Source organism: Chitinophaga hostae, from assembly GCF_018224885.1.
Classification (GTDB): Bacteria; Bacteroidota; Bacteroidia; order Chitinophagales; family Chitinophagaceae; genus Chitinophaga; species Chitinophaga hostae.
The window spans coordinates 444514-470030 of record NZ_JAGTXB010000004.1 but is presented as its reverse complement, the minus strand read 5'-3'; the positions used below and the strand labels follow the sequence as shown (position 1 = coordinate 470030).

Genomic DNA, 25517 nt, shown 5'->3' with positions numbered 1-25517 from the left:
AAGAGCTCTTCCAACATATGGAAGAGCTTTTTTTATGCCCGCTCCCACCCTTTCATGGATTTGTTGTTGTTTAAGTTGATCTTTAATGATAAAGTTGCAGCAGATAATTGTGACATTGAACATCATTAAAAATAATTTATAACATGAAAACAGCTACACAACTGATTCATAGCATTCCGGTAGACGAACTGACAGGCGCCATTTCAGTCCCTATCTATCAAACATCCACCTTTGTGCAGGAATCACCCGGCATCAATAAAGGCTTTGAATTTTCGAGGGCAAACAACCCCACGAGAAAAGTGCTGGAAGACCTGATCTGCAACCTTGAAGAAGGCTTTGCCGGCTTCGCGTTTGCCAGCGGTATGTCGGCCATAGATGCGGTACTGAAGCTGTTAAAAACCGGCGATGAAATCATGGCGGTGGAAGATACCTACGGCGGCATCTTCCAGATATTTAACCACATGTTTGAACGCTTTGGTATCAAAGTTAATTTTGTAGATACCAGCAACATCGATAAAGTATTGGGCGCCATTACACCCAATACAAAGATCATCTGGCTGGAATCGCCCACCAATCCAACACTACGCATCTCTGATATAAAATCTATCAGCAAAATTGCCAAACAACATAATATCCTGCTGGTAGTAGACAATACTTTCAGTACCCCGTTACTGCAACAACCACTTACACTGGGCGCCGATATCGTTATCCACAGCGCCTCCAAATACCTGGCCGGTCACTGTGATGTCATCGCCGGACTGGTAGTGGTAAACAGTAAAGTACTGGCAGACCAGATCCGTTATAACCAGAATATTTCCGGTAGTATACTCAGTCCCTTTGAAGCATGGCTTACCATACGCGGAGTGGAAACACTTTACCTGCGGCTGGAAAAACAATGCAGCAACGCCGGCGCCATCGCTAACTGGCTGGCCACACACCCGGCTATCGATAAAGTATATTATCCCGGTTTGGCTACGCATAAAAACCACCACATTGCCCGTAAACAACAAAAAAACTACGGCGCACTGGTGAGCTTTTCCCTGAAAAGCGACAATATCAAAAACGCGATCCGCATCGTAAACGCCACCAAACTGTTTAAACTGGCAGAAAGCTTCGGCGGCGTGAAGAGTATGCTGGCCCATCCGGCCACCATGACGCATCGTAACATACCGGAAGATTTCCGGAAAAAAACAGGTCTACAGGATTCCTGTATCCGTTTGTCGGTAGGTATCGAAGATGCCGATGACCTGATCAACGACCTGAAACAGGCGCTGGATAAATTAAACCATCCGGCAGGCAAGCAAATTACTGTTTTACAATAAAGCCGCTAGTGGGTAGTACAACACCTGGCCATTCGGAAACTGATCATCTCCGGTAACCAAAAACTATTGCTAAAGGCTGCAAGCTCAAAAAAAAGTATGGAAAACAAGACCATCAATTTAGGTATTTTCGGATTTGGTGTCGTAGGACAAGGACTCTACGAGGTTTTGAACAGAACAAAAGGTATTAATGCAAGGATCAAAAAAATCTGTATTAAAGACCCTAATAAATCAAGACCTATCGATAGCAGCTATTTTACGACCGATAAGAATGAAATTCTCGAAGATCCTACCATTGACGTAGTAGTAGAACTGATCAATGACACCGAAGCAGCCTTTGAAATCGTAAGCACCGCATTGCGCAACGGCAAAGCAGTTGTAAGCGCCAGCAAACGCATGATCGCTGAAAACCTGCCGGCGCTGTACCAGCTGCAGGCAGAAAATAAAGTACCGTTCCTGTATGAAGCCTCCAGCTGCGCCAGTATTCCCATTATCCGCAACCTGGAAGAATATTACGACAATGACCTGCTCAATGCCGTAGAAGGTATCTGTAACGGCTCTACGAATTATATTCTGACAAAAATATTTGAAGAAAACCTCAGCTTCACCACCGCCCTGCAACAGGCGCAGGACCTGGGGTTTGCCGAAACTGACCCTACCCTCGACATCGAAGGATATGATCCCAAATTCAAAATTGTGATCCTCCTCCTCCATGCCTTCGGTACATTCGTAAAACCGGAAGAAGTATTCAATTTCGGTATCCATCACCTCAATGACTTCGACATACAGTTTGCCAAACAGAGAAACTGTACCATCAAACTGATCGCCCAGTGTCGCCGTCAGAACGGGCACGTGTCCTCGTACGTACTGCCACACCTCATCAAAGAGCATAACCTGCTTTATGATGTGTACAATGAATACAATGGTATCCTGCTGGAAAGCGCATTCACCGACAAACAATTCTTTGTAGGTAAAGGTGCAGGTGGTACCGCCACCGGCAGCGCTGTACTCTCGGATATCTCCGCCCTGGTGTACAACTACCGCTATGAGTATAAAAAAATCAAACAAAACAACCAGCCCAGCTTTACCAACGATGTAAATCTGAAAGTTTACCTGCGCTACAAAACACCCGACCAGGTAGATCTGGCAGAGTTTTTCAACATCTCTGAAAAATACGAATCTACGGAGTGGCGTTATGTGGTAGGGACTATCAACTTACAGAAACTGAGAGAAGCAGGTTGGCTGAAAAATAAAAATGTGAATCTCCTGGTATTGGAATAAAATAACTAAATAAGCAAAAACCAATCGATTACCGCGCTGGTCCCAGCGCGGTTTTTTTTCTTGCCCAGGATTTTGTCTTGCCCAGGATTAGACTGATTTTGATGATTTAAGGATTTTTTCCTTGATGATTTTAAAAAGATTAGCGAAGGTAAAGTGGGTATCCGCTTCCGCCTTCGCTAATCTTTTTAATCCTGTAAAAATATAATCCTTAAATCATCAAAATCAGTCTAATCCCGGGGAAGACAAAAAAGTTCCAGCTCCTCTACCACCCTGCTCACCGGTAATCCCATTACGTTGTAAAAGCAACCGTTGATACTATCAATCCCCACAGCGCCGATCCATTCCTGTATGGCATAAGCGCCCGCTTTATCAAAAGGCTTATACTGATCCACGTAATAAGTGATCTGCTCCAGCGTGAGTGGTTTGAAGTGTACCGCTGTTGTTTTCGAAAAAGCCACTTCTTTTGCGGCCTGTTGGATAATAACGCCAGTGACTACACGATGTTCGCGCCCGCTGAGACGGGAAAGAATGTCGATGGCATCATTCCTGTCTTTCGGTTTGCCGATGATGGTATCATCAAGCACCACTACTGTATCGGCAGCTACAATAATATCTGTTTCAGCACACAGTTCGCGCACAGCCGCCGCCTTCTGACGGGCAATATGCACCGGTATATCCGGTACGGCCAGTTCCGGCGGAAATGTTTCTGCGGTTTCTACTACCTTCACCTGGAAAGGCACACCCGCCTGCTCCAGCAGCTGCTTTCTGCGGGGCGACTGCGACGCCAGGATAACCGATTCACCTTTATACATCTCTATAAATAAATTTTAAAAAATATCATGGATAAAATACCCGTTAACATCACCACTTTCACCAGGGAACTCACTTTGTGATAGTGCTCCGGTAAAGTAGCCTGCTTCAACCGCAGATAAACGTACAGGCATGGCAGTTGTACAAACAACAATAAATAACCGATGGCAATATACCAGCCTAATATCCACACCCTTATTTCCACCGCCAGGATGATGATGGCTAATGCCAGCAACAACATATTACAAAAGCGTTTGGCGGCCAGCACACCCCAGGCAATGGGCAACGTACGGCAACCATCTTTGCTGTCGCCCATCATGTCTTCCAGGTCTTTCACAATTTCCCGCACCATGGAAATGAGGAAGGCAAACAGCGCATACACTCCAATAATCTGTATCAGCTTTCTGCCGGTAGCCGACATAATCGCTTCAAAACTATGGTAGATCTGCTTCTCATAAAATCCTACTACTACCACCGCCAGCGCCGTTAACAGGGAAATAACCACGTTACCGATCAGCACCTGTCTTTTAAAAGAGGTGGAATAAAACCATAACAGCAGCGAACAGATCACCTGTGTAAAGCCCAGGTAAAACTGCCCCGTTTTAAAAGCCACCATAAAACCCAGGGATACCCCGGTCATGTTAAGGATAGTATGCCAGGCCATCGCCCAGCGGCGGCTGATGATCTTGTCCAGCACCATTTTATCCGGCTTATTAACAATGTCGATGTTAATATCGAAGTAGTCATTGATGATATAACCGGCAGCAGCCACCAGTACGGTAGACAAACTGAGTAAAATAAACTGGGGAACAGGCAGTGAGGGTTCTTCACCGGAGCTGCGCAGTACAGGTTCTACTACGCAATATTGCAGTAAAAACTGGGTAAGGCCAATATAGATCAGGTTCGGGTACCTGATCAGTTTAAAAAATGCAGCCCAAAGCTTCATAGTTTTTTCTTTTATTATTTCGATGCAATTCCTTCATCCATTAACCAATGTCCATTCAGTTTCAGCACTTTTTCCATGACTTCCCGCACGCACCCCTGGCCACCGGGGAAAGGGGAAATATACTTTGAGATACTTTTTATTTCTGCCGCGGCATCTCCCGGGCAGGTGGGCAATCCTACGAGCTGCATAGGCAGATAATCCGGGATATCATCTCCCATATATAATATCTCTTCCCAGCGCAGCTCATTTTCAAATACATAATCCTGCAGTTTTTCCTGCTTATCATGTACACCGGTATAAATGTCTTTGATCCCAAGCCCCTGTAACCTGCTTACTACACTTTCTGATTTTCCTCCGGAGATGATCACCACCCTGTAGCCTTTCTTCACCGCCAGCTGTAAGGCATAGCCATCCTTGATATTCATCCTGCGGGACATTTCTCCCCCCGGCAGCAACTGCAGGGTACCATCCGTGAGTACGCCATCTACATCGAGCACAAAAGTGGTAATAGATTTAAATAAAGCCAATACGTTCATGGGGCCAAAAGTAAAGAATTACGAATTAGAAATGACGAATTAGGAATTACGAATTACGGATTTGCGGGTAGGAATGAAGCAACCATCTACCCACAAATCCGTAATTCCTAATTCCTGATTCGTAATTCTATTTATGGTGGAACTGGTAAATCGCATCTGACATAACCTGGTACACCAGCTGCAGGTATTCGTTGCCGGCCAGCAGGTCCCGGTGCAGGCTCATGGTAGTTTCATCCTGGCGGAGGGCCGGACCGGTTTGCACGGTTTCGGGCGGGTATTTCTCCAGCCGGTCAAATGTCTCCTTTATAATAGGTTGCAACAGGGTAAAATCGAGCTCCTCTTTTTCACAATAAGCCTTAGCCTGGGCAATCAGGTGGTTGGTGAAATTATTGCAAAGCACCGCCGTGAGATGATATTTAAGCCGCTGGGCGGAGGTGGTAACGGTAACACTGCCTGAAATGCTTTGGGCGAGGGCCTGTAAACGGCGCAGTACTTCATCGTTGCTGGCCTCCAGCATCACCGGGATAGGTGGATAACTTTTAATTTCCTTACGGATAGATTGTAAAGGATATAATACACCCGTATTGGCAGAGATCCGCGAGATGGCTCCCAACGGCACGGCACCGGCAGTATGTGCCACAATGCGTTTGCCCAGGCGCAGCTGGTCGCTTAACTCCGCAATGGCGGCATCACTTACGGCCAGCAGGTAAACGTCGGCCTCCATATTAATATCCAGCAAATCGTCGGTATAGGAGGCATTCAGCATTTCACCCAGCTCCCGCGCATGCGTCAGCTGCCGGCTCACTACCTGCTTGATCTGGTGGCCATGAATTTTTAAGAGCTGTCCAAAGCAATATGCAACATTACCAGTACCAATGATGACTATATCCATGATTGAAAGAATTGGGAATTACGAATTACAAATTACGAATTACGCTTTATGGGAGAAAAACGGGGAATCTCCCTGGAAATCCGTAATTCATAATTCGTAATTCTTTAAATATACGTGTTTTAGCGGGTCCCCGTTTTTTTCATTACATTACAACCTATTTTAACGTTTAAAAGTGACCTTATTTTTTAATTTGACGGTACTTTTATATTATTGCGGAATTCCTTGAAGTAATTATTTAACAGAATTTTGCGTATTTAGCAGCATATTAAAGAAGCATACATGGCAAAAAATTTAGTTATAGTTGAGTCCCCGGCGAAAGCCAAGACCATCGAAAAAATATTGGGCAAAGACTTCGAAGTCAAGTCCTGCTTCGGTCACATCCGTGATCTGGAGAAGGATGACATGGGGATTGACATAGAAAATAACTTTAAGCCTAAGTATGTTATACCGGAAGATAAGGAAAAGGTAGTAAAGGAGCTGAAGAAGCTGGCGAAAGATACTGACGAAGTATGGCTGGCAACGGATGAGGACCGTGAGGGAGAAGCCATTTCCTGGCATTTGTGTGAGGTGTTGCACCTGGATCCGAAAACAACCAAACGTATTGTTTTTCATGAAATCACCAAACCGGCAATAGAAAATGCAGTACAGCATCCACGCAAGCTGGATATGGACCGCGTAAACGCACAACAGGCCCGCCGTATACTGGACCGTATTGTGGGTTTTGAAATTTCCCCGGTATTGTGGCGCAAAATGAGCATGCGTAATTCCCTCTCTGCTGGTCGTGTACAGTCCGTAGCGGTACGACTGATCGTAGAACGGGAAAGAGAAATCAACCACTTCCAGTCTGTCAGCACCTTTAAAGTAGAAGCCTATTTTACAGGAAAAGACATCAATGGTAAAAATATTTCCTTCAAGGCAGACGGTCCCGGCAAATTTAAAACAGCCGAAGACGCGGAGAAATTCCTGCAGCAGTGTGTGGCCGCCGCCTATACGGTAAAAGACATACAGGTAAAGCCAGGTAAAAAATCGCCCGCAGCGCCATTTACCACCTCTACCCTGCAGCAGGAAGCCAGCCGGAAATTAGGCTACAGCGTTTCTAAAACCATGCTGCTGGCCCAGAAGCTGTATGAAAGCGGTAATATCACCTATATGCGTACGGACTCCGTAAACCTGTCTGATACCGCGGTAGGTGAAATTGAGAAAGCGATTAAAAAGAGTTTCGGCGACAAATACCATCAGCACCGTAAATTCAAAAATAAAAATGAATCCGCACAGGAAGCGCATGAGGCCATCCGTCCTACCTACATGGAAAACACCACCGTAGAGGATAGCGATACCCGTAAACTGTACGAACTGATCTGGAAACGTACCATCGCCAGCCAGATGGCCGACGCGGAACTGGAAAAGACCATCGCCAAAATCGATATCTCTACCAACCACGAAGAGCTGACAGCCAGCGGAGAAGTACTGAAATTTGACGGCTTCCTCAAAGTATATATGGAAAGCCACGACGACGAGGAAGAACAGGAAGATGAGCAGGAAGGTTCATTACCACCACTGGCGGTAAAACAATCGCTCGACCTGAAAGAAATGAAGGCTACTGAAAGATTCTCCCGCCCGGCGCCACGTTATACAGAGGCCAGCCTGGTAAAGAAACTGGAAGAACTGGGCATCGGCCGCCCTTCTACCTACGCGCCTACCATTACCACTATACAGAAGCGTAACTATGTAGAAAAAAGAGATAAAGAAGGTATTAAAAGAGATTTCCGCATCCTGGTGCTGAAAGCTGATAAGATCAGCAAACAGACCGAATCTGAAAATACCGGCGCCGAAAAATCAAAACTGTTCCCGACCGATCTGGGTATGATCGTTACCGACTTCCTCAACCAATACTTTAACAACGTAATGGACTACGGCTTTACCGCCAAAATTGAAGAAGAGTTTGATGAAATCGCCAGTGGTAAAAAGGTGTGGAACAATATGCTGAAGGAATTTTATTTTCCTTTCCACAAAGATGTGGAAAACACGCTCGAAAATGCAGAGCGGGTAAAAGGAGAACGTCCGCTGGGAACAGATGCCGCTTCCGGTAAGCCTATTGTGGCACGTATGGGCCGTTATGGTCCTATGATCCAGATAGGCAGTGTGGAAGATGAGGAAAAGCCCCGTTTTGCAAAATTAAAGGCCACACAAAGTATTGAAACCATTTCGCTGGAAGAAGCCATGGAATTGTTTAAATTGCCCCGTAACCTGGGGCTGTTTGAAGGTACCGATGTAGTGGTGAATATTGGCCGGTTTGGCCCATATGCCCAGCATGATAAAAAGTTCTATTCGCTGAAAAAGGAAATGGATCCGTACACCGTAGAACTGGATGAAGTAGCGCCGCTGATTGCTGAAAAACGTACGGCAAAAGATGAACGCACCATCAAAATATTTGAAAAAGAAAAAATACAGATCCTGAAAGGACCTTATGGCCCTTACATCAAACAGGGTTTGAAGAACTTTAAAATACCAAAGGAAAAAATAGATACGGCAGCCGATTTAACAGTAGAAGAAGCTAAGGCCATCATTGAAGAAGCCAAAGCGAATCCGCCTAAAAAGAAAGCGCCACCCAGGAAGAAGAAAGCTGAATAACGCAGTGGTAAGAATAAGATGGAAAATGGAGGCAATGATAATAACTGCAGTGTGAGTGATATGCTTATTATTTAATTTGCCAACAGGATCACATTATTTGATGATTACCACATGATCATAATAATGGTATGAACGAAAACAGAGAAATAAACGCTTTGTTCCACCTGTTGGATGATCCGGATCTGGAGGTATTTGATACGGTAGCCAGTAAAATATTACTGTACGGTAAAGATATTATCCCCAACCTGGAGAATTTGTGGGAGAATACAATTGACGAGGCTATTCAGGAACGGATAGAACTGCTGATTCACCGGGTACATTACCAGGATTTGCAGGCTGCGTTGCGTGCATGGGGACTTTCAGATACGCACGACCTCATGCAGGGCGCCATACTGGCCGCCAGGTACCAGTTTCCCGACCTGATCGATTCACAGATCATCACAGAAATAGACCGGATTAAACGCAATATCTGGCTCGAACTGAATAACTACCTTACGCCACTCGAACAGATCAACGTGCTGAACAGCATGATCTATAACTATTTTGGCCTCAAAGGAGAAGAAGTTTCCTATCAGCGCAAAAACCAGTTTTTTATAAACCAGGTGATCGAATCCAAAAAAGGGAATCCTGTCACCAACGGTATCATTTACCAAAGCCTTTGCAGTATGCTGGATTTACCGGTGTATGCAGTAAATATACCACGACAGTTTATCCTCGCTTATTTCGATAGCTATATCGATTTCTCAACACCGGTAGACCCTGCAGACCACCGGATCTTATTTTTCATTGACCCGATACAAGGTCAGATCTATACACAACAGGATGTGGATACCTATCTCAAAAGAGTATCTGTACCATCTGTACCCTCCTACTTCAAACCGCAATCCAATAAGCAGATCATCCAATTCCTGCTGGAAGAACTGGCCAAATGCTTCCAGGATGATAAAGATGCGTATAAACAGGACGAGCTGATGAACCTGGCGAGCATTATCGAAGATTAACGCGGATTTTTTTCTTGCCCAGGATTAACGGTGATTATGATGATTTTCAGGATTTTTTCTTGTGATTGATTTGATTTTAAAAGAGATTTGGGAAGATATAAGCAAATCCGCTTACATCTTCCCAAATCTTTTAAAATCAAAAAGAAAAAAATCCTGAAAATCATCATAATCACCGTTAATCCTGGGCAAGAAAAAAATCCCCGGCAAGTAAACCCCGTATAATTAAAAAGCCCACCGCATAAGCGATGGGCTTCTTAATTTCTTGCAAGAAAGATATATTATGTGATATAATAATCTCTTACTTAGCTGGAGTTGCAGCAGCAGCAGAATCAACTGGAGCTACAGTAGCAGCAGAATCAACGTGAGCAGCAGAATCAACTGGAGCAGTTGCAGCTGGAGCAGCGTTCATTGTGTCAACAGCAGGAGTTGCAGTAGAATCAGCAGCTGGAGTGCTACCACCGTTACAAGCTACAAAGAACATACCTGCAGCAACAGCGAATACGAATACTTTTTTCATTTTTTGTTTGTTTTATTTTTAAAACCGCCGCAAAGGTAGACAAATTTTACAAATTACAAAATCCTGTCATCTCTTTTTAAGCAAAAACGGCTATTTTTTCCTGAAAAATATCTTTAATGGTACTCCGGTGAAGTTGAAGTTCGAACGGATCTGGTTTTCCAGGTAGTTACGATACGGCGTTTTCACATCGTCCGGCAGGTTACAGAAAAAGGCAAATGCCGGCGTATGCGTAGGCAGCTGCGTTACATATTTAATGCGGATAGGAATACCTCTTACTACCGGCGGGTGATAAGCTTCAATCGCTTTCAGCAGTATTTCATTCAACACGGAAGTCTGTATCCTGCGTTTGCGGTTGTCATACACCTCCAGCGCGGTTTCGATGGCTTTGAAAATACGCTGCTTTTCTATGACAGAAGTAAAGATAACCGGCACGTCGGAGAATGGTGCCAGGCGTTGCTTCAGTTCCTTTTCGTAATCTCTCGCAGTATTGGTGCCTTTTTCAACGGTATCCCATTTGTTTACCAGTACTACGATGCCTTTACCTTTACGGGTAGCGAGACTAAAAATGCTCAGATCCTGTGCCGTTACGCCCTTTTCAGCGTCCAGCAGCAACATCACCACATCAGATTCATCAACCGCCTTGATGGCACGGATCACAGAGTAAAACTCCAGGTCCTCGTTCACCTTGGTTTTACGCCGGATACCTGCGGTATCGATCAGCATAAAGTCCTTCTGGAACATGTTGTAATGGGTGTGAATGGTGTCGCGGGTGGTACCGGCAATATCTGAAACGATATTGCGTTCTGCACCTACCAATGCATTCAGCAAGGATGACTTACCCACATTCGGTTGCCCGATAATAGCGATTTTGGGCAAATCTGTGTCCAGGCTGGCCTCTCCCATTTCAGGCGTGATATTGCTCACTAACTCATCCAGCAATTCGCCGGTACCGCTCCCGCTCATGGAAGAAAGGAAGAAAATATGTTCAAAACCAAGGCTGTAAAACTCTGTCGCTTCCAGCTGCCGTTGGTGATTATCTACTTTATTTACCACTAAGTAAACCGGTTTGGAGGCACGGCGCAGGATATTAGCTACATCTGAATCCAGGTCGGTAATACCAGTGGTTACATCACACATAAAAATGATCAGGTTGGCCTCTTCTATGGCTACTTTTGCCTGTTTGCGGATTTCCCGCTCAAATACATCATCACTGCCTGCTACAAATCCGCCGGTGTCTACCACGTTGAATGTTTTACCATTCCAGTCGGCAATACCATATTGACGATCACGGGTTACACCGCTCTGGTCGTCCACGATAGCCTTACGTTGCTCCAGTAAACGATTGAACAACGTTGATTTGCCTACGTTGGGGCGACCCACTATAGCTACTGTAAATCCTGCCATTTTCTATTAAATTTTGTCGTACTAACCTGGATAATACATCCAGGAATTTTTTATTATTAATATCCGTATTCCTTCAGGAATGTATCATTATCACGCCATTTCCCGCGTACTTTTACAAACAGCTCCAGGAATACTTTTCTTTCTATGAATTTCTCTATGTCCTGACGGGCCAATGTGCCTATCTCGCGGATCGATTTCCCTCTTTCGCCCAGGATAATACCTTTCTGGGTGTCGCGGGTAACAATGATTTCCGCGGTGATCTTTGTCAGTGTTTCCTTTTCCTGGAATTGCGTAACAATTACCGTAGTGTGATAAGGAATTTCCTCCTCGAATAACTGGAATATTTTTTCACGGATCATTTCTGCCACGAAAAAGCGTGTAGACTTATCCGTTAGTGTGTCATCAGGATAAAAAGCATTGGCTTGCGGCAGCAAGGCTACAATTTCAGCCAGTAATTCCTTAATACCTTTTTTCTGCATGGCAGACACCGGTACTACCGCTGCTGCTTTGCCCCATGCTTTTGCCCGTTCAATTAACACCGCCATTTCCTCTTTCAGGATATTATCCATCTTATTGATGATCAGGATAATGGGCACTTTCAGTTTCAGCGAGTCAAACATTTCCAGGTTTTCTTCCAGGGAATCTTTGGCGTCCATGATCAGCAAAGCCACATCAGCATCTTCCAGCGCGGATTTCACCGCCCCCATCATTTTCTCGTGCAGCTTGTATTTAGGATCAATAATACCCGGCGTATCGGAAAACACGATCTGATAGGCAGGGTCTGTTAATACCCCGGTGATACGATGCCGTGTGGTTTGCACCTTAGGAGATATGATAGCCAGCTTCTCACCGATAATGGCGTTCAGCAATGTGCTTTTCCCCGCATTGGGCTTACCGAAAATATTTACAAAACCTGCTTTGTGCATGATGACAATTAAAGACTTGCTTTCACAACTCAAACTTACAGAAATAAAAAAAGCCGAATTTCTTCGGCTCTTAATCTTTTAGACGCTCTTCAGCTCTATTTTGTAGCGAGGAGCGGATTCGAACCACTGACCTTCGGGTTATGAGCCCGACGAGCTACCTCTGCTCTACCTCGCAATGAGGGTGCAAAGATAACATTATTTTAATTCACACCAAATCTTTTTGAAAAAAACACAAAAAGCCAATCGTAAACGATTGGCTTTCATATTGGAATGCTTGATACACTTTTAGAATGGAAGATCGTCAGCGGGCTGTTCCTGAACAGGTTCTGCATCTGGAACAGGGGTTTCGGTTAAAGTTGCCAGCCGTTTTTCCTCATCCCTGCGGCTGAGTAACTGCAACGAAAAAACCCTCAGTCTTAAAGCGCCCGATAGCGCACCGGTGCTGTTGCTTACATAAGCCTCCACTTTTGGAGTACCTTCTACATAAACCATCACACCCTGCGTTAAATAAGGAGCTACGTTACTTTTTTCCCACAGGGAGCAATCTACCCAGGTGGTTCTTTCCTCCAGTACGCCCAGTGCGTTTTTAAAACGCTCATTAACAGCTACCGGGAAATTAAATACGGATGCCCCGTTGACTTCTTTTTTCACTACATCGCGGCCAAGATGCCCGATTAACTGAAGCTTGATCATCAGAAATAAAGATTTAAATAGTTAAAAATTTATGAAAGATGATTGAGAGAAGTATCCATGGAAATTACGCAATTTTCTTTCGCCCAAAAAATAATTTCTGCTTTTTACCCCATACAAGTATACCTTTGCATTAACGCAACACATGGGGTGCCTTACTTTCAGGCTGAGATCACACCCAATGAACCTGGACCAGGTAATGCTGGTTAGGAAATGACAAACAGAAAACAGACACATTTACATGAAACAGCTAATGTTATTAGTGCTGCTATCTATAGCAGGCACTTTACATGCACAATCGCTGGTAACCGGTACCGTTACCAACAAAACCAGTGGCCGTCCACTGGAAGGAGTTACCATTTCTATCAACCAAACCGGCGCATTAACCGACAGCAAAGGCCGCTACAGCATTCATCTTCCTAAAAAAGGAAGCTATCCATTAACCGCCAGCTTCATTGGTTTTAAATCATTTACCACTACTGTAAATGCCAACAATAATATTCAACAGGAAGATATTGCACTGGAAGTATCTCCTTTGTTTGTAAAACCGGTAGAGATCAGCAGTCTGCGTGCAGGCAAAAACTCGCCTTTTGTAAATACCACCATTGCTGCGGCTGATATTAAGAAAGGCAACCTGGGTCAGGACCTTCCCGTTTTACTGGACCAGCAACCGGGTGTAGTTACCAACTCCGACGCAGGCGCCGGTATCGGCTATACAGGTATGCGGGTACGCGGTTCAGATATTACCCGCATCAACGTTACGGTAAACGGTATCCCGGTAAATGATGCCGAATCGCAGGGAACTTTTTTTGTCAACATGCCCGATTTCGCTTCGTCTGTAAGTAGTATCCAGCTGCAACGCGGCGTAGGCACTTCCACTAATGGCGCTGCCGCTTTCGGCGCTACCCTGAACCTCAGCACCAACGAATTCAACGAAAAAGCATACGGCGAAATCAGTAACAGCTACGGTTCTTTCAATAGCTGGAAACACACGGTAAAAGCAGGTTCCGGGCTTATCAACGATCACTTTACCATTGATGCACGCCTCTCTAAAATTTCTTCAGACGGATATATAGACCGCGCTACTTCTGACCTGCGTTCCTTCTATACCTCCGCAGCCTATGTTTCTAAAAAAACGGCTATCCGGCTGAATGTTTTCTCCGGAAAAGAAAAAACATACCAGGCCTGGTACGGCGTGCCACAGGCACTCCTGGCAACCGACAGAACTTATAACATGGCTGGTACAGAGAAACCAGGCACGCCCTACGATAATCAAACCGACAATTATCAGCAGGACCATTACCAGTTATTCCTCAACCAGGAAATCAATTCCCACCTCAATTTCAACGTAGCTTTCCACCTCACCCGCGGACGCGGCTACTACGAAAACTATAATGGGTTCAAACCGGTAGCCGATTATGGCATTCCCGTTCAAATTATCAACGGCGTTAAAAAAGATACAGCAGACATTATCAACCAGCTCTGGTTGGACAACTATTTCTATGGCAGCGTATTTTCTGTAAACCGTACCGGCGAAAAATTCAACTGGAGCCTCGGCGGCGGCTGGAACAGGTACACCGGCGACCACTTTGGAAAAGTGATCTGGGCGGATACCCAATTTGAGAAAGACCACGAATATTACCGTTACCCTGCCGTTAAAAACGACTTCAATATCTACTGGAAAGGAGAATATAAAATCACCTCCGCACTCAGCATTTTTGCAGATATGCAATACCGCAACATCATGTACAACATGGATGGTTTTGAAGCAGCGCCTGCATACATTGCGCATGTGAATTATAATTTCTTTAATCCCAAAGCAGGTATCTCTTATAACATTAATCCCAACAACCGTGTATTCGCGTCCTTTGCTATTGCACACAAAGAACCTAACAGGGCCGACTTTGAAAACAACTACGGCGTAGCTGCTCCTAAACCCGAACTGCTCCGGGATGTGGAAGCCGGCTATTCCTGGAGCAACAGCATTGCTGCTATACAGGCCAATGTGTATTACATGAACTACAAAAACCAACTCGTGCAAACAGGTATGCTCACCGATGTAGGCGCATATATGCGTACCAACATTCCCAAAAGCTATCGCATGGGTATTGAAATAAACGGCCATGTAAAACTGGGTAATATCGTTAGTCTTGCTGCCAACGCAGCCATCAGCCAGAATAAGGTGCTCGATTACCACGCTGTAACATACGACTCCCTGTATGCTCCGCATACCCAAACATTCAGCAAAACAGATATTTCTTTCTCTCCTTCTTTCGTAGGTGGGTTTACGTTATCTGTGAAACCGGTCAGGAACCTCAACGTAGATCTGCTGGGTAAATATGTAAGCCGCCAGTATATGGATAATACCTCCAGCAAAGCCGGGAGCCTTGATCCTTACTTCGTCAGCAACCTGCGCATTAACTACGTAGTGCCGCAAACGTTATTCCGCGAGCTGGGATTACAATTTATGCTCAATAATATTTTCGATACAAAATATGAACCTAACGGCAGCACTTATCCGGGCTACAATCTGAAAAGCGGTACCGTTACCTATGACAACTATTATTATCCGATGGCTGGAATTAATTTCTTTGCCGGGGTTACGATTGGCTTTTAGAGAGGTAAATAAAAAAAGGGGGCGTTGATCAGCTTTGATCAACGCCCTTTTTTTATTTACCTTTTTTCTTGTCCAGGATTTTCTTGCCCAGGATTAAACTGATTTAGAGGATTTAGAGGATTTTTTTATTGTGATTTTAAAAGATTCGGGAAGATGGAGGCAAATTCGCTTATATCTTCCCGAATCTTTTTAAAATCAAATTATAATCACAATAAAAAAATCCTCTAAATCCTCTAAATCAGTTTAATCCTGGGCAAGAAAATCCTGGGCAAGAAAAAATCAACTATTCAGCAGCCGCTCTAACGCTTTATCCACCGATTCAAAAGGGAAACCTTTTACCACTGCGTCCATCTGGGTCGCGATCTGTTCGGTGCATAAATTACCGATGCTGCCGGCATGGGTATGTGCCACGGCTTTCTCAGGTGCAAAAGTGCCCTGTTCTATATCCATACCTACTTTCTTATATGCCTCGCGGAATGGCGTGCCCTGTAATACCAGGTTGTTTACCACTTCTACGCTGAACAAATATTGGTATTTATTGTCGTCCAGTATATTTTCCTTTATGCGGATATTTTCCAGCATCAGGCGGCTCATGCGGATACAATCTTTCAGGGTGCCGAATGCAGGAAACAGGTTTTCTTTCAGCAACTGCAGATCGCGGTGGTAGCCGGATGGCAGGTTGGTGATCATCATCGCAATTTCATTAGGCAATGCCTGCAGTTTATTACCATGTGAGCGGATCAGTTCCCATACATCAGGGTTTTTCTTATGCGGCATGATGCTGGAACCTGTGGTCAGTTCATCAGGGAAGCTGATAAAGCCGAAATTCTGGTTCATAAACAAACACGCATCCATGGCCATTTTAGCGATGGTGGCTGCAATACCCGCGAGTGCAAAGGCTACAATTTTTTCTGTTTTGCCCCTGCCCATCTGGGCGTATACTACGTTATAGTTAAGTGCATCAAAACCCAGCAATGCAGTGGTTAACTCACGGTCAAGGGGGAACGAAGAACCATAACCGGCAGCAGAACCCAGGGGGTTTTTATTCACCACCTTATATGCGCCCTGTAGCATGGTCAGGTCGTCGACCAGGCTTTCTGCATAAGCGCCAAACCATAATCCGAAAGAAGATGGCATCGCTATCTGCAGATGTGTATAACCGGGAATAAGGTGTGCCTTATATTTTTCGCTTTGCTGCTGCAACAGGTGAAACAGCGCCAGCACTTCCTCCACCATGGTTTGCAGCTCATGACGCAGGTACAGTTTCAGGTCCACCAACACCTGGTCGTTCCGCGAACGGCCGCTGTGGATCTTCTTCCCTACTTCTCCCAAACGACGGGTCAGTAACAGCTCTACCTGTGAATGGATATCTTCCACACCCTCTTCCAGCTTAAAATTGCCCGCCTGGATTTCCTGGTAGATATTACGCAGTTCCTTTTTAAGCACGGTTAACTCTTCCGCTTCCAGCAGCCCTATACTTTGCAGCATGGTAATATGCGCCATAGAACCCAGCACGTCAAACGGCGCCAGGAAAGCATCCATTTCACGGTCTTTTCCAACGGTAAACTGCTCTACCGCTGCTAAGGAAGCTTTATCTTTTTGCCACAATTTCATAATAATATAGTTTTTTCATGCTGCCGGGCAGCCTGAAATTAAAAATCATATTTACCAAAAACACGCTGCTTTATTTCCGGCCATTCTTCCTTAAGCATACTGAAGTATACGGTATTACGTACTCTCCCGGTGCTTGTGATCATATGACGACGGAAAACACCTTCCTGTGTACAACCCAGGCTGAGGATTGCATGACGTGATTGTGTATTCAGTTCATCCGTTTTAAACTCCACCCTGTTCAGATCCATCTCCTCAAAGGCATATTGCAGCATCGCATACTTCATGGCCTTATTCAGCCCCGAACCATGCAATGCCGGGGTGATCCAGGTAGAGCCAATCTCGGTTCGTTTATGTAGTAACGACAAGCCCATATAACGAGTGCAGCCCACTATCCTGTTTTCCTGTTTGTCGATGATCACAAAAGGAATGGATTCCTTTGCCGCCCTCTCTGCCAGTCCTTTCTGAATATACTTTTCCAGATCCTGCTCGGTCTCTAATTTATTCAGTTGTATAGCCCACAGGGAAGCATCGGATGCTATCTGCCAGAGATCCGGCAAATGCACTGCCTGCAAAGGTTGCAGCAATACGCGCTTGTTTTCTAAAACAGGTTCAAAGTTCATATTACTGGATCATTTCAAGTAACCTGATATAACTGTCTATTCCCTCTTTAATTTCATGCAGGTGAATATATTCATCTGCAGTATGCGAGCGGGCAGAATCGCCCGGACCCATTTTTACAGAAGTAGCAGGAATCAGCGCCTGATCTGAGGTGGTGGGCGATCCGTAACAGGTTTTGCCGATCGAAAGACCCGCCTGCACAAACGGATGATCCATGGGTATAAACGAAGGACGCATACGTGTAGACCTCGGCTTTACTTCGCAGGAAACATTGGCGCGGATGATATCCAACAGTTCTTCGAGGGTATATTGATCAGTAGCGCGTACGTCCACCACAAAGGAGCAGTCGGCCGGTACTACGTTATGTGCTTTATTGGAAGTATTGATCACCGTTACGCTCATCTTCACAGGACCCAGTGTTTCCGATACTTTCGGGAAACGGTAGTCTTTAAACCAGTTCAGGTCGGGCAGCGCTTTATACAGGGCATTTTCACCCTCTTCCCGTGCTGCATGTCCTGCTTTGCCTACACTGTTGCAATCCAGTACCATGAGGCCTTTTTCTGCAATGGCCAGCTGCGTTAAAGTCGGTTCTCCTACTATCGCAAATTCGATGGCAGGCAGTTGGGATAAAATGCTTTCAATACCATTTGCCCCGCTGATTTCTTCTTCTGCGGTGGCAGTGAGTATGATATTATAACTAAGATCGCTGCGGTGATAAAAATGCAGGAACGTGGCGATCAGGCTTACCAGGCAACCTCCGGCATCATTGCTGCCAAGTCCATACAGCTTTCCGTCTTCCACATCCGGACTAAAAGGGTCGCGGGTATATTGCGGATTGGGCTTTACTGTATCATGATGGGAGTTCAGCAGTATATTACGTTTGGAGGGGTCGTAATGTTTATTGAGTGCCCAGATATTATTGAGATGCCGCTCATGCGGAATATCCATGGCTGTCAGGAAATCGCTGATCAGTTGTGCGGTGCCATCTTCTTCGCGGCTTAACGATGGCGTGGCGATCATCTGTTTCAACAGCGCCACTGCCACATCATATAGTTTTTCGTTCCACATAGGTTAGCATATTAGGGTGCCTGCCACTTTTGCTGTTGTATTACTCAGCACATCGTCTGCGTGTCCGATCAGCACTTCTTTTACCCCATTTTCAATGGCACCGAAAGCGTTTTGCAATTTAGGCAATATGCCGTCTGTCAATATTTTCTCCGCCAGCAGTTGCTGGTAAATTTCTTTGTTGATCAAATTGATCACAGCGTTATCATCTGCCGGATCACGTAACACACCTTTCTTCTCAAAACAGTAGATCAGCCTTACACTGTAAGCCGCCGATAAAGCAATGGCCAGGGAAGAGGCAATAGTGTCCGCATTGGTGTTCAGGATCTGTCCGTTGCCATCGTGGGTAAGCGGTGCAAACACCGGTGTAATACCTGCTTCCAGCAATGCTTTCAGAGGAGCGGTATGCAATGCTGCGGTATTCACATCTCCTACAAATCCATAGTCGATGTCTTTTACGGGTCTTTTCACCGCAGGGATAATATTACCGTCAGCGCCCGTTAAGCCCATGGCATTACAGCCATTAGTCTGCAGTTTTGCTACCAGTTGTTTATTCACCAGGCCGCCATATACCATGGTTACAAGGTCAATAGTGGCTGCGTCGGTGATCCGCCGGCCATCTACATAATTAGATTTGATGCCCAGCTGATCGCCGATACGGGTAGCAATTTTTCCGCCACCATGTATCAGGATCTTTTTACCGGGTACCGCCGCAAATTTTTCGAGAAAACTTTGCAGCAGTACCGGGTTATCTATAACGTTTCCGCCTACTTTGATGATAAATAAATCGATCATAATTATCCTTTCAGTATTTCACTCAAAACTGCCTGCGCAGCCCATACACGGTTACCCGCTTCCGGGATAACGATGGCATTCGGTCCGTCCAGTACTTCATCAGCAATGACTACATTCCTTCTTACCGGTAAACAGTGCATTACTTTTGCATCGTTGGTGAGTTTCAGTTTTTCGTTGGTAAACATCCAAGCGGGATCTGTGCAGGTAATTTTACCATAGTCTTTGTAAGAAGACCAGTTTTTCACATACACGAAATCCGCATCCTGCAACGCTTTGTCCTGGTTGTATTCTATCCGGGCATTACCGGAAAATTGTTCATCCAGTTCATATCCTTCGGGATGAGTGATCACAAAATCTGTTTCTCCCCAGGCATTCATCCATTGTGCGAATGAGTTGGGAACAGCCTGTGGCAAAGCCTTTACATGCGGCGCCCAGGTCAGTACCACCTTAGGTTTACGGGCATGCTGCCAGTTTTCCTTAATGGTGATAACATCTGTTAAACTCTGCAAAGGATGCAGGGTAGCGCTTTCCAGGCTAACTACCGGCACACCGGCGTATTTAATGAACTGGTTGATATACTTCTCGGTATAATCTTCTTCTTTATTCTTCAAACCCGGAAAGGTACGGATGGCCAGTATATCAAAGTACTGCCCCATTACTGCCGCCGCTTCCTTTACGTGTTCGGTAGTGTTACCATTCATGACAACCCCGTCATTCATTTCCAGCGCCCAGCCTTCCTTATCGATATTAAACACGATGGCTTCCATGCCCAGGTTTTTAGCTGCTACCTGTGTACTTAGCCGTGTTCGCAAACTGGGATTCAGGAATATCATTCCCACTGTTTTGTTCTTACCTAATTCCTTGTCCCTGAAAGGATCTTTCTTGTAGTTCAACGCAATGTCCACTAACCGCGGGACACTGGGAACATCTGCTGTAGAAATAAATTGTTTCATTTCGCTTATAGGCTTTAAACAGATAGTGGAAAGATATAAAGGCACACTATCTGCCATTCATGGTTGTTTGTCTTTTATTTACTTAATTCTTTTGCGAAAGCTTCGAGGAACTGATCCGCGTGCGCCTGTGTTAACGCCAGTGAAGGCAGTAACCTGATCACATTGGGTTTCGCTTCTCCTGTAAAGATCTTATGCGTTTGCAGCAATTCCTTTCTCACAGATGCCAGTTCTTCCGGCAGTTCAATACCGATCATCAAACCACGGCCTCTTACTTCTTTTACTTTATCAAAGGTCCGCAGTTGTTCCATGAGATAATTACCTACAGCAGCTGCATTTTCTATCAGCTTTTCTTCCCGGATCGTTTCCAGTACTGCCAGGGCTGCTGCACAGGCCAGGTGATTACCGCCAAAAGTGGTACCCAGCATACCGTACGCAGGTTTCATCTTTGGCGAAATGATAATGGCGCCTATCGGGAAACCATTACCCATGCCTTTAGCCATGCTGTAGATATCTGCGTTCACACCGGCATAATCGTGCGAGTAAAATTTACCGCTGCGGCCATAACCACACTGTACGGAATCGGCAATGAATACGGCATTGTGTTCATCACACAAAGTCCTGATCTTGCGCAGGAAAGATTCACTGGCTACGTTGATACCGCCAACACCCTGTATCCCTTCAATGATCACGGAAGATACCTCGTGGTCCCGGAAAGCCTGTTCCAATGCGGCTTCATCTTCCCATGGTAAAAACACTACGTTATCTGTTTCATTCACCGGCGCAACAATTTTTGGATTATCTGTTGCTGCTACTGCCAAGGATGTTCTGCCGTGAAACGCTTTTCTGAAAGCAATCACTTTCTTTTTACCATTGTAAAAAGAAGCCAGCTTTAAAGCATTTTCATTGGCTTCTGCACCGGAGTTACATAAAAACAGCTGGTAATCTTCCTTACCGGATATCTTACCCAGCAAATCGGCCAGTTCTTCCTGTAAAGGCATTTTTACAGAGTTGGAATAAAAGCCTACTTTATGCAGCTGGTCGGTAAGGCGTTTTACATAATGCGGATGCGTATGACCGATAGAGATCACGGCATGTCCGCCATACAGATCCAGGTATTGTGTGCCTTTGTCGTCCCATACATGAGAGCCCAGGGCTTTTTCTATAATGATATCGTTAACGGGATATACGTCAAATAATTTCATGCTGGCAATAAGATTGAAAATGATAAAAACAGTTAGAATACGATGGACTTCAGTTTCAGTCCCGCCGTTTCATCCAGTCCGCACATCAGGTTCATGTTCTGCACCGCCTGACCGGAAGCGCCTTTCAGCAGGTTGTCTTCAATAGAATGGATCACCAGCTTATCGCCGGTTTTTTCCAGTTGAATCAAACATTTGTTGGTATTCACCACCTGCTTCAGGTCTATCTGTTTATCGCTCACATGCGTAAACGGATGACCGGCGTAAAAGTCTTTATACAGCTTTACTGCCTCTTCCAGTGATAAATCACTTTGCAGGTAAGAAGTTACCCAGATACCCCTGGGGTAGTCGCCTCTTACCGGAACAAAATTCACATCACCATTGAAGCCCGGCTGCAAAAGCTGCAGGCTTCGTCGTATTTCTTTCAGGTGCTGATGATTCAGCACTTTATAGGTAGAAATGTTATTGGCTCTCCAGGTAAAGTGGGAAGTTGACTGTAAACTTTGTCCTGCGCCGGTAGAACCGGTGATACCGGTGGTATGCACTTCTTTCAGTAAACCGGCTTTGGCCAGTGGCAGCAAACCCAGCTGGATCCCGGTGGCAAAACAACCTGGATTGGCAATGTTCTGTGCCGCTTTTATCAAATCCCGCTGCATTTCAGGCAGACCGTATACAAAAGTGCGTTCGCTAACGGTTTCGCCTAAACGAAAATCCTGGCTCAGGTCAATCACTTTCACATGCGCTGCTACTTCAGTAGCTTCCAGGAATTTTTTGGATTCCCCATGACCCAGGCAAAGGAACATCACATCAATGTCGCTGCTCAATTCACCGGTAAACAATTGTTCTGTTTCACCCAGCAGATCTGCATGCACAGCATATAACGGGTTACCCGCGTTACTACGGCTATGTACAAACGAAATAGCAACATCCGGGTGATTTAATAAAAGCCGGATCATTTCACCGCCTGTATAACCTGCCCCGCCTATGATGGCGGCCTTGATTCTTGGTGCTTTCATTTATTATCGGGTTGTGCGGAAAAGCCGAGGGCGTAAAGCATAAAGCAAAAAGCTTTGATAGCGATTGATTATGTTTTCCCTTTGCTTTCCAGCTCATGACATTCTTAATGTTTTAATAAAGGCTATTAACATTGCCTTTACTTCGTTTACCTTTTTGTTGAGATCAGCATAAATCTGTTCATTCAAAAACTTCAGGTCAAACGCAAGCAACGCACAGTATTCTACTTCATGTACAGAACCGAGGGCATGATCAAGAAATCTCGTAAAGTCCTTCTCTGTTGTTCTGCCACATCCCTCAACAATATTCAATGGCACACTATACGCAGCTCTCTTCATCTGACTTATCAACGCGAACATCTCATCTTTGGGCAATTGAACAACCACCTCTCTATAGACAAATGTTGTCATCAAATGTGCCTTTCTCCAGACCTCTAATTTTTTGTAATCTCTCATATGGTTTATTATCCAAAACATAAAAAATGCCTTAAACACTGGACCATACTAAAAACAAAAAAATTAATCTCCTACACAACAACTTTCAGCTTTATGCCTTCTGCTTTACGCTCTCCCTAACCTGGTGCCAGATCATGGTCTGGTTACCGAAAATTTTGCTGAAACCTCTTACGTCTTCACCACTCCAGCCGGTGTTCATTTCACCGTACTTACCAAACTTGCTGCTCATCAGATCATAAGGGGAATTGATACCGGTTACCTGGAAACGATAAGGCATGAGTGTTACAAATACTTCACCGGAAACATTTTCCTGTGTGTTTTGCAGAAAAGCTTCTATATCACGCATCACCGGATCCATGATCTGGCCTTCGTGCATATAGTTACCGTAGAACTGTGCCAGCTGGTCTTTCCAGCTCAGCTGCCATTTTGTTAACACATGTTTTTCCAGTGCATGATGCGCCTTGATGATCACCATTGGTGCAGCAGCCTCAAAACCTACACGGCCTTTGATACCGATAATGGTATCACCTACGTGGATATCGCGGCCAATGGCAAACGGACCGGCGATGGTTTGTAAATATTGTATGGCTTCAGACGGATGACCAAATTTCTTGTCATTCACACCTGTCAGCTCTCCTTTTTCAAAAGTTAACTTCACCTGCTCTTCTCCCTGCTTTGTAAGCTGGGTAGGCCAGGCAGCTTCAGGCAGCATGCCATTGGAAGTAAGCGTTTCTTTACCACCAACGGAAGTACCCCACATACCCTTGTTGATAGAGTACATGGCTTTTTCAAAATTCACTTCCACACCTTTCGATTTCAGGTAGGAAATTTCTTCTTCACGGCTCAGTTTCAGGTCACGGATAGGGGTGATGATTTCCACACCCGGAATCATGATATGAAATACCATGTCGAAACGCACCTGGTCATTACCGGCGCCGGTACTGCCATGCGCTACCGCGTCAGCGCCTACTTCCTTCACATAAGCCGCGATGGCCAGTGCCTGGCTCATACGCTCTGCACTCACGCTCAGCGGATAGGTATTATTTTTCAGTACATTACCGAAGATGAGGTATTTGATGACACCGTCATAATAAGAACGTATCGCATTAACAGTTTTATGACTTTTAACGCCCAGGCTGTAAGCGCGCTTTTCAATTTCCTGCAGCTCTTCTTCAGAAAAGCCACCAGTGTTTACAATCACTGAATGCACTTCATATCCTTTTTCTTCGGTCAGATATTTAACGCAATAGGAAGTATCAAGTCCTCCGCTAAATCCCAGTACTACTTTTTTCATTATGACATCTTTTTTTATAATTCCAGTAACAATATTGACAGATCCTGTAGTTAGAACAGGAAGAATTTCTTTTTAGATCCGGTAGCGCCGCCTTCTTTTTTGCTCTTCAGCAAAACAAATCTTTTAAAACGCAACCACCGCTCGTACAACTTTATATTTCCTTTAAATCTCCTGCGCCGCCTGGCATGGTGCATGTGACCGCTGGCGCTCACAGAAAACTGCGGCTGTGGTACAGGATCGGGTTGAGCAGGCGCTGCTTTGTCGGCCATCGCTTTCTCTTCCGCTTCCTTCAACTTTTCCAGCGGGTTGTACAGCATGGCGGTGCATAAACAGTTCTTCCTGTTTTTTGCCGTGAGGATATCAAAATTGACACAGCTTCTGCAACCTTTCCAGAACTCTTCATCATCCGTGAGCTCAGAATAGGTCACCGGCTCATATCCCAGTTCGGAGTTGATTTTCATTACTGCCAGCCCGGTGGTTAAACCAAAAATCTTGGCATCAGGGTATTTCTCCCTTGATAATTCGAATATTCTCTTTTTTATCGATTTAGCTACACCATGTCCTCTGAACGCCGGGTTAACAATCAGTCCTGAATTCGCCACAAATTTTTCATGCCCCCAGGCTTCAATATAGCAGAAGCCCACCCAGTCGCCCTTATCGGTAACAGCAATAACCGCCTTACCTTCTCTCATTTTCAGCTCCACATAGTCAGGGGAACGCTTCGCTATGCCCGTTCCTCTTGCTTTTGCAGACGATTCCATCTCATCGGTGATGGTATTTGAATAGTGAATATCGTCAGGAGTGGCTACCCTAACGATGATATGTTGATTTTCCAACTTTTTAAATTGAAATCGTGAATCAATAAATTAACTTGATATTCCATTAATGGAAAAGCTCACCGGAGGATTGGGGAATCACGGTGCGATAGCGGTTATAGTAA

The 25517-nt window shown here is 45.1% G+C and carries 23 protein-coding genes and 1 tRNA gene; 5 read left to right on the top strand and 19 right to left on the bottom strand.

Translation table 11 applies throughout. The features are described from left to right. The first annotated feature begins 143 nt into the window (after window positions 1-143). Both KE626_RS11505 and KE626_RS11500 read left to right on the top strand, forming a co-directional pair. Window positions 144-1322: a trans-sulfuration enzyme family protein gene (locus KE626_RS11505; protein ID WP_211973037.1), complete on the top strand. Its 1179-nt coding sequence runs from the start codon at window positions 144-146 to the stop codon at window positions 1320-1322. A gap of 96 nt (window positions 1323-1418) precedes the next feature. Further along, a complete protein-coding gene (locus KE626_RS11500; protein WP_211973036.1) occupies window positions 1419-2600 on the top strand; it encodes a homoserine dehydrogenase in 1182 nt (393 codons plus the stop codon). A gap of 227 nt (window positions 2601-2827) precedes the next feature. Here the strand turns inward: KE626_RS11500 and KE626_RS11495 are convergent, their stop codons facing one another. The 4 genes from KE626_RS11495 to KE626_RS11480 all read right to left on the bottom strand — a co-directional run bounded on the left by KE626_RS11495 (window position 2828) and on the right by KE626_RS11480 (window position 5784). Then, the gene (locus KE626_RS11495; protein ID WP_211973035.1) at window positions 2828-3412 is read right to left on the bottom strand and encodes a Maf family protein; all 585 of its coding nucleotides are present in this window, start codon (window positions 3410-3412) and stop codon (window positions 2828-2830) included. Between the two features lie 2 nt (window positions 3413-3414). Beyond that, on the bottom strand, window positions 3415-4356 hold the full coding sequence (locus KE626_RS11490; RefSeq protein WP_211973034.1) for a geranylgeranylglycerol-phosphate geranylgeranyltransferase: 942 nt from the start codon (window positions 4354-4356) through the stop codon (window positions 3415-3417). A 14-nt stretch (window positions 4357-4370) separates the two neighbouring features. Beyond that, window positions 4371-4892, bottom strand: coding sequence for a KdsC family phosphatase (locus KE626_RS11485; protein WP_211973033.1), 522 nt, complete (start codon window positions 4890-4892; stop codon window positions 4371-4373). Window positions 4893-5019: 127 nt separating this feature from the next. Continuing rightward, window positions 5020-5784 (bottom strand): Rossmann-like and DUF2520 domain-containing protein, encoded by a 765-nt coding sequence (locus KE626_RS11480; protein WP_211973032.1) that lies wholly within the window; start codon window positions 5782-5784, stop codon window positions 5020-5022. Between the two features lie 279 nt (window positions 5785-6063). Between KE626_RS11480 and topA the strand changes: the two genes are divergently transcribed. Next, complete coding sequence (gene topA / locus KE626_RS11475) at window positions 6064-8415, top strand: type I DNA topoisomerase (protein ID WP_211973031.1); 2352 nt, start codon at window positions 6064-6066, stop codon at window positions 8413-8415. Window positions 8416-8543: 128 nt separating this feature from the next. Continuing rightward, entirely contained in the window at window positions 8544-9416 is an 873-nt protein-coding gene (locus KE626_RS11470; RefSeq protein WP_211973030.1) for a transglutaminase-like domain-containing protein, read from the top strand. 298 nt (window positions 9417-9714) lie between these two features. Here the strand turns inward: KE626_RS11470 and KE626_RS11465 are convergent, their stop codons facing one another. The 5 genes from KE626_RS11465 to KE626_RS11445 form a co-directional block, all read right to left on the bottom strand. Then, complete coding sequence (locus KE626_RS11465) at window positions 9715-9933, bottom strand: hypothetical protein (RefSeq protein ID WP_211973029.1); 219 nt, start codon at window positions 9931-9933, stop codon at window positions 9715-9717. A gap of 90 nt (window positions 9934-10023) precedes the next feature. Then, window positions 10024-11337, bottom strand: a complete 1314-nt coding sequence (gene der, locus KE626_RS11460; RefSeq protein ID WP_211973028.1) for a ribosome biogenesis GTPase Der — start codon at window positions 11335-11337, stop codon at window positions 10024-10026. A 56-nt stretch (window positions 11338-11393) separates the two neighbouring features. Next, complete coding sequence (gene era / locus KE626_RS11455) at window positions 11394-12263, bottom strand: GTPase Era (protein ID WP_211973027.1); 870 nt, start codon at window positions 12261-12263, stop codon at window positions 11394-11396. 103 nt (window positions 12264-12366) lie between these two features. After that, window positions 12367-12438: transfer RNA gene (locus KE626_RS11450), tRNA-Met, on the bottom strand. A gap of 110 nt (window positions 12439-12548) precedes the next feature. Then, a complete protein-coding gene (locus KE626_RS11445) occupies window positions 12549-12956 on the bottom strand; it encodes a single-stranded DNA-binding protein (RefSeq protein ID WP_211973026.1) in 408 nt (135 codons plus the stop codon). A gap of 238 nt (window positions 12957-13194) precedes the next feature. Here KE626_RS11445 and KE626_RS11440 point away from each other — a divergent pair, with 238 nt between their 5' ends. Beyond that, window positions 13195-15570, top strand: a complete 2376-nt coding sequence (locus KE626_RS11440; protein ID WP_211973025.1) for a TonB-dependent receptor — start codon at window positions 13195-13197, stop codon at window positions 15568-15570. Between the two features lie 279 nt (window positions 15571-15849). On the opposite strand, the gene argH is transcribed toward KE626_RS11440, so the two are convergent. From argH to KE626_RS11390, 10 genes are all read right to left on the bottom strand, one after another. Beyond that, a complete protein-coding gene (gene argH, locus KE626_RS11435; RefSeq protein WP_211973024.1) occupies window positions 15850-17184 on the bottom strand; it encodes an argininosuccinate lyase in 1335 nt (444 codons plus the stop codon). Window positions 17185-17222: 38 nt separating this feature from the next. Beyond that, a complete protein-coding gene (locus KE626_RS11430; protein ID WP_211973023.1) occupies window positions 17223-17804 on the bottom strand; it encodes a GNAT family N-acetyltransferase in 582 nt (193 codons plus the stop codon). A 1-nt stretch (window position 17805) separates the two neighbouring features. Then, window positions 17806-18870 carry a M20 family metallo-hydrolase gene (locus KE626_RS11425; protein WP_211973022.1) on the bottom strand — a complete coding sequence of 355 codons (1065 nt, stop codon included), beginning with the start codon at window positions 18868-18870 and terminating at the stop codon, window positions 17806-17808. 3 nt (window positions 18871-18873) lie between these two features. Beyond that, window positions 18874-19662 carry an acetylglutamate kinase gene (gene argB / locus KE626_RS11420; RefSeq protein ID WP_211973021.1) on the bottom strand — a complete coding sequence of 263 codons (789 nt, stop codon included), beginning with the start codon at window positions 19660-19662 and terminating at the stop codon, window positions 18874-18876. Between the two features lie 2 nt (window positions 19663-19664). Continuing rightward, complete coding sequence (locus KE626_RS11415; RefSeq protein WP_211973020.1) at window positions 19665-20615, bottom strand: N-acetylornithine carbamoyltransferase; 951 nt, start codon at window positions 20613-20615, stop codon at window positions 19665-19667. 74 nt (window positions 20616-20689) lie between these two features. Continuing rightward, window positions 20690-21817: an aspartate aminotransferase family protein gene (locus KE626_RS11410; RefSeq protein WP_211973019.1), complete on the bottom strand. Its 1128-nt coding sequence runs from the start codon at window positions 21815-21817 to the stop codon at window positions 20690-20692. A gap of 32 nt (window positions 21818-21849) precedes the next feature. Further along, the gene (argC, locus tag KE626_RS11405) at window positions 21850-22830 is read right to left on the bottom strand and encodes an N-acetyl-gamma-glutamyl-phosphate reductase (protein ID WP_211973018.1); all 981 of its coding nucleotides are present in this window, start codon (window positions 22828-22830) and stop codon (window positions 21850-21852) included. A gap of 93 nt (window positions 22831-22923) precedes the next feature. Continuing rightward, window positions 22924-23283 carry a four helix bundle protein gene (locus KE626_RS11400; protein WP_211973017.1) on the bottom strand — a complete coding sequence of 120 codons (360 nt, stop codon included), beginning with the start codon at window positions 23281-23283 and terminating at the stop codon, window positions 22924-22926. A gap of 91 nt (window positions 23284-23374) precedes the next feature. Beyond that, window positions 23375-24577, bottom strand: coding sequence for an argininosuccinate synthase (locus tag KE626_RS11395; protein WP_249207408.1), 1203 nt, complete (start codon window positions 24575-24577; stop codon window positions 23375-23377). 50 nt (window positions 24578-24627) lie between these two features. Continuing rightward, the gene (locus tag KE626_RS11390; protein ID WP_249207407.1) at window positions 24628-25413 is read right to left on the bottom strand and encodes a GNAT family N-acetyltransferase; all 786 of its coding nucleotides are present in this window, start codon (window positions 25411-25413) and stop codon (window positions 24628-24630) included. Window positions 25414-25517: the final 104 nt, after the last annotated feature.